Source organism: Mesorhizobium sp. ISC25, from assembly GCF_042295465.1.
In the GTDB taxonomy this organism is placed as follows: domain Bacteria; phylum Pseudomonadota; class Alphaproteobacteria; order Rhizobiales; family Rhizobiaceae; genus Mesorhizobium.
Window position 1 is genome coordinate 3,835,493 of sequence record NZ_CP135441.1, and the last position, 16,231, is coordinate 3,851,723.

8 protein-coding genes, 1 tRNA gene and 1 pseudogene are annotated in these 16,231 nt (G+C 63.3%); 4 read left to right on the forward strand and 6 right to left on the reverse strand.

Features of this window, described 5'->3' with window-relative positions; genetic code table 11:
* The first annotated feature begins 126 nt into the window (after positions 1-126).
* A pseudogene (locus tag RQ479_RS18990) lies at positions 127-1,508 on the forward strand (IS1182 family transposase).
* Positions 1,509-1,639: 131 nt separating this feature from the next.
* Here RQ479_RS18990 and RQ479_RS18995 read toward each other — a convergent pair.
* The 4 genes from RQ479_RS18995 to RQ479_RS19010 form a co-directional block, all read right to left on the reverse strand.
* The gene (locus RQ479_RS18995) at positions 1,640-3,139 is read right to left on the reverse strand and encodes a helicase HerA domain-containing protein (RefSeq protein ID WP_376702198.1); all 1,500 of its coding nucleotides are present in this window, start codon (positions 3,137-3,139) and stop codon (positions 1,640-1,642) included.
* A gap of 200 nt (positions 3,140-3,339) precedes the next feature.
* Entirely contained in the window at positions 3,340-4,158 is an 819-nt protein-coding gene (locus RQ479_RS19000; protein WP_292660505.1) for an alpha/beta fold hydrolase, read from the reverse strand.
* Between the two features lie 124 nt (positions 4,159-4,282).
* The gene (locus RQ479_RS19005; protein ID WP_376702199.1) at positions 4,283-6,346 is read right to left on the reverse strand and encodes a response regulator; all 2,064 of its coding nucleotides are present in this window, start codon (positions 6,344-6,346) and stop codon (positions 4,283-4,285) included.
* 52 nt (positions 6,347-6,398) lie between these two features.
* Positions 6,399-12,110, reverse strand: a complete 5,712-nt coding sequence (locus tag RQ479_RS19010) for a HAMP domain-containing protein (protein ID WP_376705973.1) — start codon at positions 12,108-12,110, stop codon at positions 6,399-6,401.
* Positions 12,111-12,398: 288 nt separating this feature from the next.
* Here RQ479_RS19010 and RQ479_RS19015 point away from each other — a divergent pair, with 288 nt between their 5' ends.
* On the forward strand, positions 12,399-12,710 hold the full coding sequence (locus RQ479_RS19015) for a hypothetical protein (RefSeq protein WP_352721529.1): 312 nt from the start codon (positions 12,399-12,401) through the stop codon (positions 12,708-12,710).
* A gap of 220 nt (positions 12,711-12,930) precedes the next feature.
* On the opposite strand, the gene RQ479_RS19020 is transcribed toward RQ479_RS19015, so the two are convergent.
* Together RQ479_RS19020 and RQ479_RS19025 are read right to left on the reverse strand one after the other, a co-directional pair.
* Positions 12,931-13,006 (reverse strand) — tRNA-Ala (locus tag RQ479_RS19020).
* Between the two features lie 163 nt (positions 13,007-13,169).
* A complete protein-coding gene (locus RQ479_RS19025; protein WP_376702200.1) occupies positions 13,170-13,559 on the reverse strand; it encodes a TIGR02300 family protein in 390 nt (129 codons plus the stop codon).
* A 194-nt stretch (positions 13,560-13,753) separates the two neighbouring features.
* Here RQ479_RS19025 and aroA point away from each other — a divergent pair, with 194 nt between their 5' ends.
* Both aroA and cmk read left to right on the forward strand, forming a co-directional pair.
* Positions 13,754-15,112, forward strand: coding sequence for a 3-phosphoshikimate 1-carboxyvinyltransferase (aroA, locus tag RQ479_RS19030; RefSeq protein ID WP_376702201.1), 1,359 nt, complete (start codon positions 13,754-13,756; stop codon positions 15,110-15,112).
* Positions 15,113-15,385: 273 nt separating this feature from the next.
* Positions 15,386-16,036, forward strand: a complete 651-nt coding sequence (gene cmk / locus RQ479_RS19035) for a (d)CMP kinase (protein ID WP_352464461.1) — start codon at positions 15,386-15,388, stop codon at positions 16,034-16,036.
* Positions 16,037-16,231 lie beyond the last annotated feature (195 nt).

Consider the following 16,231-nt stretch of genomic DNA (forward strand, 5'->3'; position numbering starts at 1 on the left):
GCTCAAAACGCGACGTCTGAGTAGTGGTTCGGCAATGAGCGCTCTTGGCGGATTGTGTTGAAAAACTCCGGCTTGAAGCAGCTCTGAAGCACTGATTCAATCTCCTTGGTAAAGGAGATTGAGTCGATGATGGGCGAACCGACGGTGATGCAGGAGGCGCTGTTCTACGAGTTCAGCATCGAGCGTCACGTCCCTGCTGACCATCTGTTGCGCTCGATCGTCCGCTTCGTCGACCTGTCGGGGCTACGCTCGCATCTGCGGCCGTTCTACAGCGAGATCGGTAGGCCCTCGATCGATCCGGAGCTGATGATCCGGATGCTAATCGTCGGCTACTGCTTCGGCATCCGTTCCGAGCGCCGGCTTTGCGAGGAAGTGCATCTGAATCTCGCCTATCGCTGGTTTTGCCGGCTTGGCCTGGAGGGTGATGTCCCCGATCATTCCACCTTCTCGAAGAACCGGCACGGCCGCTTTCGCGACAGCGATCTGCTGCGCGAACTCTTCGAGACGACGGTGCGCCGTTGCATCGAAGAAGGTCTCGTCGGCAACGAGGGCTTCGCCGTCGATGCCAGCCTCATCAGGGCGGACGCGAACAAGCAGCGCTCTGCCGAGGGATCGGAGCAGGTCGACTGGGAGACGATGGCGGCAACGCGCCGCTCGGTACAGGAGTATCTCGACACGTTGGACGATGCCGCGTGGGGTGCAGCGAGCGAGGTGAAGCCGAAGTTCATATCGAGGTCCGACCCGGCGGCTCAGTGGACGGGAGCGATGAAGGGGCATGCCTTCTTCGCCTACGCCACCAACTATCTGATCGACCTGGATCACGCCGTCATCGTGGACGTCGAGGCAAGCCGGGCCATACGCCAGGCGGAAGTCGGCGCGGCACGCACCATGATCGATCGCGCCCAGGATCGCTTCGGCCTCTATCCGGAACGCCTGGCCGCCGACAGCGCGTACGGCTCGGCCGAGATGTTGGGCTGGTTGGTGCACGAGCGCGGCATCGAGCCGCATATCCCGGTCTTCGACAAGTCGGAGCGTCGCGATGGACCTTCGAGCGGGCAGAGTTCAGCTATGATCGCGAGCGCGATCTCTACACCTGTCCAGGCGGCAAGGAGCTCAGGCAGTATCGTCGGCGGTTCGCTTCACCCCGCGACGGTGTCGACGACGAGGGCTTCATGCGCTACCGCGCCAGCAAGCTCGACTGCGACGTCTGCGCCCTCAAGCCTCGATGCTGTCCGAACGGTCCAGCCCGCAAGATCCTACGCTCTATCCACGAGGGTGCGCGGGACATGGCCCGCGATATTGCCGCCACCGACGCCTATGTCACCTCGCGTCGCGAGAGGAAGAAGGTCGAGATGCTGTTTGCCCACCTCAAGCGCATCCTGAAGCTGGATCGCTTGCGACTACGAGGACCAAACGGTGCTCGAGACGAGTTCCATCTGGCAGCCACTGCCCAGAACCTCCGGAAACTCGCCAAGCTGATTCCGGTGCCGATGCCGAAACCGGCATGAGGCGGAAGACGTCTGCTCACGACCTAACATCAGTCGATGTCGTGGCCGAGACGCGGCCGACTTTTTCAACGATATCGGCGCTTTGCTGATCTTGAGCGACGTCAGCTTTCGCCCAAACCGCCCTGCCCCCATCACACAGCCAAACTCCCCTGCTCCGCCTCCGCGGCACCGGGATCGCCCGGCGCCGTCGCCCAGGCCAGTTCCACCAGCGTCACCGTCCGCCGTCCGACCCCGTCGAGCTGGCACACGATCAGCCCCTGCTCCTCGATATAGCTCAGCAGGCGCCGGGCGCGGCGCAGCGAGTGCGAGCCGTAGGCGCGGGCGATCGCCGCGTCGCTCGGGCAGGGCCAGCCTTCCTTGGCGGCGCGGGCGATCATCATGAACACGCCCTGCATGTCCTCGGGCAGCAGCGAGGCGCGCGCCGAGACGTCCTGCCAGGCGTCGTCGCCGGCCATGTCGGAGCCGAGGCCGGCGCGGGCGCGGGTCAGCATGCGGCGGAACTCGGGCAGGTCGGGCACGACCGAGGCGAGGCCCTCGATGCGGCAGCGGACCACGAACTCCTGATAGAGCACGCCGATGACGCGGAAGCCGGCATCGGGTTGCGCCAGCACGGCGCGCAGCACCCGGTCGACGCGCTCGCGCCGCTCCGCCAGATCCTCGGCGCTGATCGGCGGTTCCGCCGGTTCGGGGCGGATTTCCAGCGCCGCCGATTTTGCCGCCATCAGCTGATCGAGCAGGTCCGGCGACGAGCGGCGCTGCGGCCGGACGGTTTCCGGCGGCGGGGCCGCCAGGATGATCGCGCGCGCGTCCTCCAGTGCCGCTTCCGGCAGCGGCATCAGGCGCGGGGTCGCGTTGCGCGGACTTGTATCGGTCGGGCCGATGCGCAGGCCGAGCGGACGGCGCGACAGCGCCGGGCCGAGCGCCATGAATTGCCCGCGCTCGAGGTCGCGGAAAGCCTCAGCCTGGCGCCGCTCCATGCCAAGTAGGTCGGCGGCGCGCGCCATGTCGATATCAAGAAAGGTCCGGCCCATGAGGAAATTGGAAGCCTCGGCGGCGACGTTCTTGGCGAGCTTGGCCAGCCGCTGGGTGGCGATGATGCCGGCCAGCCCGCGTTTGCGGCCACGGCACATCAAATTGGTCATGGCGCCGAGCGAGAGCTTGCGCGCCTCGTCCGAAACCTCGCCGGCAACCGCCGGCGCGAACAGCTGCGCCTCGTCCACCACCACCAGCATCGGGTACCAGTGGTCGCGGGCGACCTCGAACAGCCCGCCGAGGAAGGCGGCGGCGCGGCGCATCTGGTTCTCGGCGTCGAGCCCTTCGAGATTGAGCACCGTGGAGACGCGGTGGATGCGCGCCCGCTCGCCGGCGCTCTGCAGGCCGCGCTCGGTGTGCTCCTCGGCATCGATCACCAGATGGCCGAAACGGTCGCCCAGCGACACGAAGTCGCCTTCGGGGTCGATGATGGTCTGCTGCACCCAAGGTGCACTCTGCTCCAAGAGCCGGCGCAGCAGATGGGATTTGCCGGAGCCCGAATTGCCCTGCACCAGAAGGCGCGTCGCCAGCAGCTCCTCAAGATCCAGCGCCGCCGGGGCGCCTGCGCTCGTCTGGCCCATCTCGATCGCAACGGTCATATCTTCGACTCTCCTTGGGGAGAGGGCTTATCAACCGCATCACAGCCCGTCGAGCGCGCCATGGCCGGCGCTCGGTGTTGCGCACAGGCTGGATGCTGCCTGGTCAACGATACGAAACGTACCGTTTCGATTCAAGACTGCCACTAAGGAGTGGATTCCTGTCCTTCGCATCGGCTACCGGATAGAGGCGCCCGACGCGGTCATTGACGCGGTGGAGATCGAGCGGCCGAAGCCGATTTTTTGCGGGCATTTGCCCGCTCCTCCAGGTCTCGCCAGAAGCCAAGCACTGTCGCCACGATCGCTTCCGGCGCGTCCTCCTGCATAAGATGCTTCGCGTTCGGCACGACGTGGAAGGAAGCGCTCGAAATGCGGCGCGCGAGCTCGCGACCGTCGGCGATGGGAATCCACTGGTCGTCCTCGCCCCACAGGATGGCAACGGGGCAACGAATCTCACCGTATCGCCACTCGACCTCTTGCGAGTATTTGTCATCCATCTGAGCGACCTGGCGCCAGAAGGCTTTTTGGCCTTCGGCTCCCAGCCACGGCGCGAGGTAAAGCGCCATCTCTTCCTCGCGTAGCGCATTCGCTACGGCGCCGCCGATGTAGGCGCGCAGGATCGCTTCGTGAATGTAGTGCGGGAGGCCGGAAAAGACCGTCTCGTGTTTCTTGGCGGCCTGAACAAGTGGTGAGCCTTGCGGGCTGATTGCGACCGGATCGATCAGAACCAGCGACCGGTAGTCGAGCCCGTTGAGCAAATGACCGCGCAACGCTGTTGAGCCGCCGAGATCATGCGCAACGATATCGGGGTCACGCAGGCCCCAATGATCGTAAAGGGCCGCGAAAAGCTCGTTCTGCATGCCACGGGACACGTCGCTGTCGGGTTTGTCGGATCGACCATAGCCGAGCATGTCAAAGCAATAGATTCGCCTCTGTTGGGCGAGCAAAGGCGCAATTCTACGCCATGCCGACGATGAGAAAGGCGTGCCATGGAGCAATACCGCGGGTGAGCCCTCGCCCATCGCGCCCCAGGCGATCGAGTTCCCTGAAAGGTGAAGCGTTCAGGAAGAGGCCAGTCCGCTGTCGCCATCAGTCTTTCCTCCGATCCTAACGCAGCCAGCGACCTATCCAATGACAACCTGTACGTCAGGTTCCAATGGTCCGCTTCTTCGCCGGCTGGGCCTGCCTGGCCCTCTGCGAGCCGGCGCGCGCGGCGGCTGCAAGAATGCTCTCCATCAGGTCCTTTTCGCGCAGCGGTTTGCCGAGCAGCGGCACGTCGGGGGGCCGGTCGGCTATGGCGTCTGCATCAGCATATCCCGTTATCATCACCGCCGGCCAATCGGCCCGCAGATTGCGGGCGAACCGAATGACCTCCAGGCCCGAGACGAGCGGCATGGCAAAATCGGTGACGATGACGTCGAAATCGTACGGCGCCCGCTCGATCATCGCCAGCGCTTCCGCACCGCCCCCGGCACAGGTCACCGCAAAGCCGTGTTGGCGAAGGGATTGCGCCGTCAGTTCCCGAAGTACGTTGCTGTCGTCGATCAGCAGGACCGATGGATAGTCCTCGCCGGCATTCACGACGGTGTCGTCGGCATCGGACTTGTCGGCGATTTCGACCGGACGCTCGATTGAACGCGGCAGCCACAGCTGGACGGATGTTCCACTGCCGACGGTGCTCTCGATGCGGAGCGTGCCGCCGGATTGCTTGACGAAACCATGCACCGTGCTCAGACCGAGGCCAGTGCCTTTGCCGACCGGTTTTGTGGTGAAGAACGGTTCGACGACCTTGGCGAGAATGTCGGCCGGTATGCCCGACCCGGTGTCCTTGACGGTGACCACGACATAGTCGCCCGCCAAAATATCCTCGGCTGCACTGCCTAGCGTTCGATTTTGCGCCTCCACGATTATCGTGCCGCCTGACGGCATGGCATCGCGTGCGTTGAAGACCAGGTTCATCAGCGCGAGCTCCAACTGGCTGGCATCGACATGCGCCGGCCACACGGTGTCGTCGACAAGCCAATCGAAACGGATCAGGCCTCCCAGGACCGGGGCCACCAACCCGTTCATGGTGTCGCCGAGCGCGGCGAGGCGCACGGCCTGCGGCCTCAGTGTCTGGCGGCGCGAGAACGCAAGCATGCGGTTGACGAGTTCGGCGCCTTGTTTTGCCGACCGGCGTGTCAGTTCCAGAACCTGCCTGGCCTGTCCGTCGAACTCGGCGTGGCGCTCGAGCAATCCCAATCCGCTGAGAATTGCGGCAAGCAGATTGTTGAAATCATGCGCCAGGCCGCCGGTAAGCTTGCCGATCGCGTCGATGCGCTGCGATTGCAGCAGCTGGTTCTCAAGCTCGCGCCGCTCGGTAATGTCCAGCAATGTGCCGAGGATCTCTGGCTTTTGGCCGTCGGAGCCGTTCGACAGGACGCCCTGGTCGAGAAAAATCCGGTAATTGCCGTCGGCGCATTGCCAGCGGAATTCGCAGGTGTAGGAGCCGGTAGCCTTGGCCGCGAGCAGGACCTCCCTCACTCTCGACAGATCGTCGGGATGAACCCGGCTCAGGCCGAAGCCTGGATCGGAGGTCAACCGTTCGGCAGGAAAGCCGGTCAGGCGTTCGACCCCTTCGGTGACAAAGCTGGCGCCGAACGGCGGCTCCGCCGCCCGCGCATGGAAGCAGACCGGAAGAGAGCTCAAAATGGCATGCTGCCGCTCCTGGGCGCTGCGCAGCGCCCGCTCGGCCTCGAGCTTTTCCTTCTGCGCCTGCAGTGCCTGGGCCAGCAGCCCTTGCTCGGCAGCCGCCTTTTGCTGGATTTCCAGCGTCTTCTCATGAAGCTCGACGAACACGGCGACCTTGGAACGCAGCATGGCCGGGTCGAAGGGCTTGAACACGTAATCCACCGCGCCGGCGTCATAGCCGCGCAGCATGTGGGCGTCTTCCTTGTTGATGGCGGTGAGAAAAATTATCGGCGTTCGCCTGGATTGCTCGCGCTGGCGGATCAAGCCCGCCGTCTCGTAGCCGTCCAGCCGGGGCATCAGCACATCCAGCAGAATGACGGCGAAATCCTCCTTCAGCAGTGCGCGCAGCGCCTCTTCGCCCGACTGCACGCAGACGACTTCGCCGATAGGGGCCAGAACCTCGCCGATCGCCAGCAGATTGCGCTCGTCGTCATCCACGGCCAGGATGCGCGCCTTTGCCGGCCCCGCTGCCGGCGCCATGACCTCCAGCTTTCTTGCTCCGTGCCTCGACAGTTTCTGCATCGAGCGGCCGTCAGTTCACTGCCATGAGCGTCTTTTCCGGACCATGGACACGGGATCGCGAGCGGCCGATCCAGACACGCAGCAATGCCAGCAGCAGATCGAGGTCGACAGGCTTGGCGATGTAGTCGGAGGCGCCGGCGTCGAGGCACTTCTGCCGGTCGCCCTTCATTGCCTTGGCGGTAACCGAGATCAACGGGATATGGGCGATCGCCGGCATGCTGCGGATCTGCCGCATCGTCTCGTAGCCATCCATCTCCGGCATCATGATGTCTATCAATGCGGCGTCGATGTCCGGGCTCTGCTCCAGAAGCGCAATACCTTCCCGACCGCGCTCCGCATGCAGCACCTGGATGTCATAGGTTTCGAGAACGCTGGTGAGCGAATAGATGTTGCGGATGTCGTCGTCGACGATGAGGACCTTTGCGCCGGCGAGGTCGAACTTGTCCGGCTGTTCGGCTGCCGCACCATCGTTTTCGTGGCCTCGCCCCGGGAGCGTCGCTGATATCAGGAGAGCCAGCTGAGCGAAATTCTCCGCCCGCGGAACATCTGCCAATGCCGGATGCAAGGCGAGCGACTGTTGCAGCGCTTCCGGATGAGGCGCAAAGAACAGCAGTCGCGACACCGATTGTCCGAACAGGACGGCAATCTCATCCAGCATCTGGGCGTTGTCCCTGGCCGAGCGGCCAAAGCCGAGCACAACGGCATCGTAGTTGGCGATGCCGATATCGTCCGCATTCGCCGCGACGCGGCCGATCGCCGTAACCGAGGTGACGCCGTCGCGGATCGCGTCGATCAGCGAAAGGCGGCGCTCGGGATCGGTATCGGCAATCAGGACGCGGCGCTGGACGCGGAGCTGTCTGGAATGAATGTCATGGAAGACCTTCATCAGTTCGTCCGACGACACGGGCTTGGTTGAAATGCTGGATGCGCCCTTGCGGGCAAGCACCTCGATATCTTCGGCGCCCGAAATGACATGGACGGGAATGTCCTTGGTCTTCGGGTCATGGCGAAGCAGATCGAACAACACCCAGCCGTCGATATCCGATAGTCCGAGATCGAGCGTGATCGCGTCGGGGACCAGCTTGCGGGCCAAAGCCAACGTGCCGGAGCCCGCGGTCGACAGGACGCCTTTCAGCCCGGCCGAACGTGCGAGGCCGAGCAGCAAACCGCCGAAGGTCGGGTCGTCCTCGACGATCAGCACGACCCGATCTTCCGGCGAGATCGTGTCGCGGTCATCGAGCAATTCGGAGGATGGCGGGCTCGGCTGCGCTGTCGTCGCGGCCACCTCCATCGCCGGCAGCAACGCCGCTTGCGGGGCCAAGGCCATCCGCGGCCCATCGAATGGAATGACCAGCGTGAACGTCGAACCCTTGCCCGGCGTGCTCTCGACCCGCAATTCGCCGCCGAGCAGCCGGGCAATCTCCCGGCTGATCGAGAGCCCAAGCCCGGTGCCGCCATATTTGCGGCTGGTGGTGCCGTCGGCCTGCTGGAAGGCTTCGAAAATCAGCTTCTGCTTGTCTTGCGGAATACCGATGCCGGTATCGCTGACCACGATCGCGAGCGCCTCCATCGGTTGCGCCGAACCGTTGTGACGGCCCGTCTTTTCGGCCCGGAAATTCAAGCGGACCTCGCCTTGCGAGGTGAATTTGAACGCGTTCGACAAAAGGTTGAGCACAATTTGCTGCAATCGCTTCTCGTCGGTGCGAACGGTCTCCGGAAGCTCGGGGTCGACATTGATGGTGAAGCCAAGTCCCTTGTCGGTCGCCAGCTGCCGGAAGGTTCGCTCCATATGCTGGCGAAGATGCACCACCGGCATGTCATTGATGTCGATCGAGACGGTGCCCGATTCGATCTTCGACAGATCGAGGATGTCGTTGATGAGGCTCAAAAGGTCGGTGCCGGCCGAATTGATGGTGCGCGCGAACTCGACTTGCTTGTCATTGAGATTGCCCTGCTGGTTGGTTGCGAGCAGGTTTGAAAGGATGAGCAGCGAGTTCAGAGGCGTGCGGAGTTCGTGGCTCATATTGGCGAGGAATTCCGACTTGTATTTCGAGGTAAGCGCCAGCTGCTCGGCCTTCTCCTCCAGCGCCCGCCGCGCCATCTCGATTTCGAGGTTCTTATTCTCCACCTGCTTCTTTTCGTTCTCGAGCAGCTGCGCCTTTTCCTGCAGCTCCTCATTGGTGGCGTGCAGCTCTTCCTGCTTTTTGGTCAGCTCGGTCTGACGCGCCTGCAGCTCCGAGGTCAGCAGCTGCGACTGCTTGAGCAGGCCTTCGGTGCGCATGGTGGCGGCGATGGTGTTGAGAACGATGCCGACGGATTCCATCAGCTGGTTGAGGAACGACTGGTGCGTGTCGCGGAATTCACTGAACGAGGCGAGTTCGATGACGGCCTTCACCTCGTCCTCGAACAGAGCCGGAAGAATGATCACGTTCGCCGGCGCGGCATTGCCGAGACCCGACGTGACGCGCAGGAAATTCGGCGGCACATTGTCCAGCATGATGGCGCGCTTGTCGGCGGCACTCTGCCCGACAAGGCCTTCGCGCAGATCGAGGCGTTGCTTGATCTCCGCTTTGCTTTCGGCGCCATAGGAGGCGGCGAGCTCCAGATAGAATTCATCCTCGTCGCGGTTGGTCACGTAGAACACACCATATTGCGCATTCACCAGCGGGGCGAGTTCGGACATGATGAGACGCGAGACCGTGGCCAGGTCGCGCTCGCCCTGCAGCATGCGCGAGAAGCGGGCGAGATTGGTCTTCAGCCAGTCCTGCTCGGCATTCTTCAGCGTCTGGTCCTTCAGATTGCGGATCATCTCGTTGATGTTGTCTTTCAGCGCCGCGACCTCGCCGGAGGCCTGGACGCTGATCGAGCGGGTCAGATCGCCCTTGGTCACCGCCGTCGACACCTCGGCGATGGCGCGCACCTGGGTGGTCAGGTTGGCCGCGAGCTGATTGACGTTGTCTGTCAGGTCGCGCCAAAGGCCGGCAGCGCCGGGCACGCGGGCCTGGCCGCCGAGCTTGCCTTCGATGCCCACCTCGCGGGCGACGTTGGTCACCTGGTCGGCGAAGGTCGCGAGCGTCTCGATCATGCCGTTGATGGTGTCGGCGAGCGAGGCGATCTCGCCCTTGGCATCCACCGTCAGCTTGCGCTTGAGATTGCCTTGCGCGACCGCGGTCACGACATCGGCGATGCCGCGCACCTGGTTGGTCAGGTTCGTCGCCATCAGGTTGACGTTGTCGGTCAGGTCCTTCCAGGTGCCGGCGACGCCCTCGACCCGCGCCTGGCCGCCGAGCTTGCCCTCGGTGCCGACCTCGCGGGCGACACGCGTCACTTCGCCGGCAAAGGAGTTCAGCTGGTCGACCATGGTGTTGATCGTCGATTTCAGCTCCAGGATCTCGCCCTTGACGTCGACGGTGATCTTCTTCGACAGGTCGCCGCGCGCCACAGCCGTCGTCACCTCGGCGATGTTGCGGACCTGGCCGGTTAGGTTCTCGGCCATCGAATTCACATTGTCGGTCAGATCCTTCCAGGTGCCGGCAACGCCGCGCACCTGCGCCTGGCCGCCGAGCTTGCCTTCGGTGCCGACCTCGCGGGCCACGCGCGTCACCTCCGAGGCAAAGGAATTGAGCTGGTCGACCATAGTATTGATGGTGTCCTTCAGCTCGAGGATTTCGCCGCGCACATCGACGGTGATCTTCTTCGACAGGTCGCCAAGCGCCACTGCAGTCGTCACCTCGGCGATGTTGCGCACCTGGCCGGTCAGGTTGGCGGCCATCGCATTGACGTTGTCGGTCAGGTCCTTCCAGGTGCCGGCAACGCCGCGCACCTGCGCCTGGCCGCCGAGCTTGCCGTCGGAACCGACCTCGCGCGCCACGCGCGTCACCTCGGAGGCGAAGGAATTCAGCTGGTCGACCATCGTGTTGATGACGTCCTTGATCTGCAGGATCTCGCCCAGCGCATCGACCGTGATCTTCTGGGTCAGGTCGCCGGTCGCAATTGCCGTCGCCACCTTGGAGACGTCGCGCAACTGCACGGTCAGATTGCCGGCCATGGCGTTGACGTTGTCGGTCAGGTCCTTCCAGGTGCCGCCGACACCCTCGACATGCGCCTGGCCGCCGAGCTTGCCTTCCGATCCCACTTCGCGCGCCACACGCGTCACTTCCGAGGCGAAGGAGTTCAGCTGGTCGACCATCGTGTTGACGGTGTCCTTGAGCTCCAGGATTTCGCCTTTGACGTCGACGGTGATCTTCTTCGACAGGTCGCCGCGCGCCACTGCGGTGGTGACCTCGGCGATGTTGCGCACCTGGCCGGTCAGGTTGGCGGCCATCAGGTTGACGTTATCGGTCAGGTCTTTCCAGGTGCCGCCGACCCCCTTCACCTCGGCCTGGCCGCCGAGCTTGCCTTCGGTGCCGACCTCGCGCGCCACGCGCGTCACTTCGGACGCGAAGGAGTTCAATTGATCGACCATCGTGTTGATGGTGTCCTTGAGCTCGAGGATTTCGCCTTGCACCGCGACGGTGATCTTCTTCGACAAGTCGCCCGAAGCGACGGCGGTCGTCACCTCGGCGATGTTGCGGACCTGGCCGGTCAGGTTCTCGGCCATCGAATTGACGTTGTCGGTCAAGTCCTTCCAGGTGCCGGCAACGCCGCGCACCTGAGCCTGGCCGCCGAGCTTGCCCTCGGTGCCGACTTCGCGGGCGACGCGCGTCACTTCGCCGGCAAAGGAGTTCAGCTGGTCGACCATGGTGTTGATCGTCGATTTCAGCTCTAGGATCTCGCCCTTGACGTCGACCGTGATTTTCTTCGACAGGTCGCCAAGCGCCACAGCCGTGGTCACCTCGGCGATGTTGCGCACCTGGCCGGTCAGGTTTTCGGCCATCAGGTTGACGTTGTCGGTCAGGTCCTTCCAGGTGCCGCCGACACCTTCCACGCGCGCCTGGCCGCCGAGCTTGCCTTCTGTACCGACCTCGCGCGCAACGCGCGTCACTTCCGAGGCGAAGGAATTGAGCTGGTCGACCATCGTATTGATGGTGTTCTTGAGCTCGAGGATTTCGCCCTTCACATCGACGGTGATCTTCTTCGACAGGTCGCCGGAAGCGACGGCGGTCGTCACCTCGGCGATGTTGCGCACCTGTCCGGTCAGGTTCGTCGCCATGGCGTTGACGTTGTCGGTCAGGTCCTTCCAGGTCCCGGCCACACCCTTCACGCGCGCCTGGCCGCCGAGCTTGCCTTCGGTGCCGACCTCGCGCGCCACGCGCGTCACTTCCGAGGCGAAGGAGGCCAGTTGCCCGACCATGGTGTTGACGATCTTGCCGATGCGCAGGAATTCGCCGCGCAACTGCCGGCCGTCGATTTCGACCATCATCGTCTGCGACAGGTCGCCCTTGGCGACCGCGCCGATGACGCGCGCCACTTCGGCCGTCGGCTGAACCATGTCTTCGATCAGATCGTTGACGGAACGGACGCTCGATTCCCAACTGCCGGTGGCGTTGCGGACACGGCCGCGTTCGCCGATCCGGCCATCCTTGCCGACGACCTTGCTGAGGCGTTCGAACTCGCGCGTGACCTGATCGTTGAGTTCTACGATTTCGTTGAAGGTATCGGCGATCTCAGAATCGAGGCCGGCGTAGACATTGTCGATGCGAACGGAGAAATCACCGCTCCGAAAAGCCTTCAGTGCGTTCAGTATTTGACGGCGATCCAATTGCCTTGTGGATGCAAGCACGCTCACAGCGCCCCTCCCAGCTCACGGATTTCTTGAATGTCCTGGTGAAACTGTCCCCTGCGGCCGACACAACTCCCCGCAAGCGCAACAACGCGGCATGCTCGATTTGGTTCCAGACGAAATTGCCGCTATGCGGCAGGAATTTCGGCGTCGCATTCATGAAACGACGAGCAACAAAGGTCCATAGTGATTGTATCGATCACTATTTCTGTCCAACGGAACATCTCGAAAAAACTCTCGTTGGGTATAGATCGCGATAGCGCGATGCAACTCGATGGAGACACTAAGATGATCAAAATTCTCTCTGCATCCCTACTTGCTATCGGCCTGGCTACATCTGCCATGGCACAATCGATGGGCTCCGGGACCGGCGGAACGGGTAACGGCCCCAATACCGGCGTCAACACAGGCACTTCCGGCGGCAACACCGGGACTGGCAGCGCAACTACCCCGAACACGATCGATCCGAACGCAACGAATGCCACCACGCCGCAGACAAACGGTATGGAGGACCGCTGCAAGGATACGGCGGGCAACGATGCCGACAACAACACCCCCAGCGGGGCTATGACGTCGGATATGCAGAACTGCAACAAGTAACGGAGCGGTCATTTCAGCCCGCGGCTGGTCGAGTCCCGGTGCTCGGGGTTCAAACCACAAATCAGGCCTGTTGAGACATGTGCTGACCGGGCACGGGCTCACCATATTTGGGGAGCCCAGGCCGGACGGCCGATCACACCAATCTCAGCCAGGTTCCGCGATAGGCGGCGGCGGCCAGCCTAGGACCGGCGGCCGTTCCGCTGACTTTCGCGGAGAGAACTGGTGGAGCCAATCGGAATCGAACCGACGACCTCTTGAATGCCATTCAAGCGCTCTCCCAACTGAGCTATGGCCCCACTCCGGCAGTTCGCCGGCGCCGTTTCCGGCGAAGAGATCCGGCGCGGGTTCTAGACCGCGCCGTTAGTGCTGGCGGCTTCTAACCCCGCCTTCAGTCAATATCAAGCCTTCAAGAACCGCTTTTTCCAGGCGGCACGGCGAAAGCCGGCGAATGCGGTTCGCTCAGACTTCGTCGTCGTCTTCGCCGACACCGATCATGTCGGCAACGTCATCATCTTCTTCCTCCTCGTCGGCGAGAAACGTATCATGCTCGTCATCGCCAAGATCGACGTCGTCCTCATCGTCGCCGAGATCGGGAAGTTCGTCGGCCTTCGCGTCCTCGTCCGCCTCTTCGAGCGAGACGACCTCGACGCCCTCTTCCTCCTCGGCGTCCACTTCCTTCTCGGCAACTTCCTCTTCCTCCTCGAGGGGGGCGATCTTGCCTTCTTCGAAATAGGAGCGCGGATAGCTCTTGCCCGTATAGGGCGAGACGATCGGGTCCTTGTTCAAGTCATAGAATTTTCGACCCGTCTCCGGGTCGATGCGTTTGGTGCCAAGTTCGGGTTTTGCCACAGCAAGCCTCGTCGATGAAAGTTTGGTCCCCTTAACCAGAGTTTACGGCGCTGTCAAAGCGAAAAGCCGGCGTCCCAAAAAGCTTGAATTCGAAGGCCTTCATACCAAGGGGATGACCATTTCGGTACGCCATGATAGGAGACCCCGCAAACCAGCAGAAAATGGCCGGCCGCCGGCGTTTCCAGGAAAGAACCATGTCGCACACTGCCGCCCCGAAGCAGGCCACCGCCCGCAAATCATCTGGCCTTTCAGGCGCGGCACGGGTGCCGGGCGACAAGTCGATCTCGCACCGCTCGTTCATGTTCGGTGGCCTGGCCTCCGGCGAAACCCGCATCACCGGGCTGCTGGAAGGCGAGGACGTAATGCGTACGGGCGCCGCCATGAAGGCCATGGGCGCCCATATCGAGAAGCATGGCGCTGAGTGGGTGATCCGCGGTACCGGCAACGGCGCGCTGCTGCAGCCGGAAGGCCCGCTCGATTTCGGCAATGCCGGCACGGGCTCACGCCTCACCATGGGCCTGGTCGGCACCTATGACATGGAAACCACCTTCATCGGCGACACCTCGCTGTCCGGCCGGCCGATGGGCCGCGTGCTCGAACCGCTCCGCCAGATGGGCGTGCAGGTGCTGAAGGCGACGCCTGGCGACCGCATGCCGATCACGCTGCACGGGCCCAAGCACGCTGCGCCGATCACCTACCGCGTGCCGATGGCATCGGCACAAGTCAAGTCGGCGGTGCTGCTGGCTGGGCTGAACACGCCTGGCATCACCACCGTCATCGAGCCGGTTATGACGCGCGACCACACCGAAAAGATGCTCAAGGGGTTCGGCGCCAATCTGTCGGTCGAGACCGACGAGCGCGGCGTGCGCCACATTTTCATCGAAGGCCAGGGCAAGCTCACGGGGCAGACGATCGCAGTGCCTGGCGACCCCTCCTCGGCCGGCTTTCCGCTGGTGGCGGCGCTGATCGTGCCGGGTTCGGACATTACCATCGAAAACGTGCTGATGAACCCGACCCGCACAGGCCTTCTGCTGACGCTGCAGGAAATGGGCGCCCGGATCGACATTCTCGACCGCCGCAATGAAGGCGGCGAAGACGTCGCCGACCTGCGCGTGCGTTACTCCGAGCTGAAAGGCGTCACCGTACCGCCCGAACGGGCGCCGACGATGATCGATGAGTATCCGGTGCTTGCCGTGGCGGCCAGCTTCGCCGAGGGCGAAACGCTGATGCTTGGCCTGGAAGAGCTGCGCGTGAAGGAATCCGACCGGCTGTCGGCGGTCGCCAACGGTCTGAAGCTCAACGGCGTCGATTGCAGCGAGGGCGAGGCCACGCTGGCCGTGCGCGGAAAACCCGGCGGCAAGGGCCTCGGCCAACACCCCAACGGACAGGGCACCATCGTCCAGACCCATCTCGACCACCGCATCGCCATGAGCTTTCTGGTGATGGGGCTGGCGACGGAAAAACCGGTAACCATCGACGATCAGGCTATGATCGCAACGAGCTTTCCGGAATTCATGGGGCTCATGAAGGGGCTGGGCGCGGAGATCGAGTAGCTTGATGGCAATCAATAGCCTTGGGCGTTGGGGCCAAACTGGAACGTCGGCGGGACAGCGCCCCCCTCTGTCCTGCCGGACATCTCCCCCACAAGGAGGGAGATTGGCAGCTTCGGCGCTCCGCTCAATCCTCCGACGTAGACAATTGGCGAAAGCCGCGATGGCCGCCGATCTCCCCCCAAGTGGGGGAGATGTCCGGCAGGACAGAGGGGGGCGCGAAGGATCGCCACGCCAATCTGGATCATTGCGCTTTTCGAATCCGGTGGGCGGCCAATGACCTCAACCTTCACCATCGCCATCGACGGCCCTGCCGGCGCCGGCAAAGGCACTCTCGCCCGGCGGCTGGCCGATCACTACCGGCTGAACCTGCTCGACACCGGCCTTACCTATCGCGCGGTGGCGCATTCGCTGCTCCGGCTCGGCCTGCCGCTCGACAATGTCTCGGCCGCTGAAACGGCAGCTCGTCAGGTCGATCTGGCAAAGCTCGACCGCGCCGTGCTTTCGGCACACGCCGTCGGAGAGGCTGCCTCGAAAGTGGCTGTCATCCCGTCGGTGCGGCGCATCCTGGTCGACAAGCAGCGCGCCTTCGCAAAAACCCCACCGGGTGCGGTGCTCGACGGCCGCGACATAGGCACTGTCGTCTGTCCCGATGCCGACGTGAAACTCTATGTCACGGCCAGTGCCGAGGTGCGGGCAAAGCGGCGGCTGGACGAAATCGAGAGCATCGGCGGCACTGCCAATTTCGATGAAATCCTTGCCGATATCGTGCGCCGCGACGAGCGCGACATGGGCCGCATGGACTCGCCCTTGAAGCCGGCCGCCGATGCGCACTTGCTCGACACGTCGGAAATGGCTATAGAGGCCGCGTTTCTGGCAGCTCAGGCGATCGTCGACGATGTCTTGGCCAAGAGAAACGAAGCCTGAGCCGGGTTTTCCTGCCGCCGCCGATTGCCGGCGACAAAAGAATTCCCATATTGGGCGTGAACCAGCCTGCCAGCATTCTTCATGCGCCGGAATTGCCGCTCAAGGGCGGCCAAGGGCTTTTTGCCCGGAACGCCGGCAGGCCAACGCAACGCTAACCCACGGCGCCCGCCCCGCGACAGATTGCGGGGCATTCCA

Bases quoted from the DNA above. Each gene is read 5' to 3' on its own strand.
- aroA (WP_376702201.1), top strand. From the start codon at position 13,754: ATGTCGCACACTGCCGCCCCGAAGCAGGCCACCGCCCGCAAATCATCT.
- RQ479_RS19000 (WP_292660505.1), bottom strand. From the start codon at position 4,158: ATGGGCGAGGGCTCACCCGCGGTATTGCTCCATGGCACGCCTTTCTCA.
- RQ479_RS18995 (WP_376702198.1), bottom strand. From the start codon at position 3,139: ATGACCGTTGCGATCGAGATGGGCCAGACGAGCGCAGGCGCCCCGGCG.
- RQ479_RS19005 (WP_376702199.1), bottom strand. From the start codon at position 6,346: ATGGCGCCGGCAGCGGGGCCGGCAAAGGCGCGCATCCTGGCCGTGGAT.
- RQ479_RS19015 (WP_352721529.1), top strand. From the start codon at position 12,399: ATGATCAAAATTCTCTCTGCATCCCTACTTGCTATCGGCCTGGCTACA.
- cmk (WP_352464461.1), top strand. From the start codon at position 15,386: ATGACCTCAACCTTCACCATCGCCATCGACGGCCCTGCCGGCGCCGGC.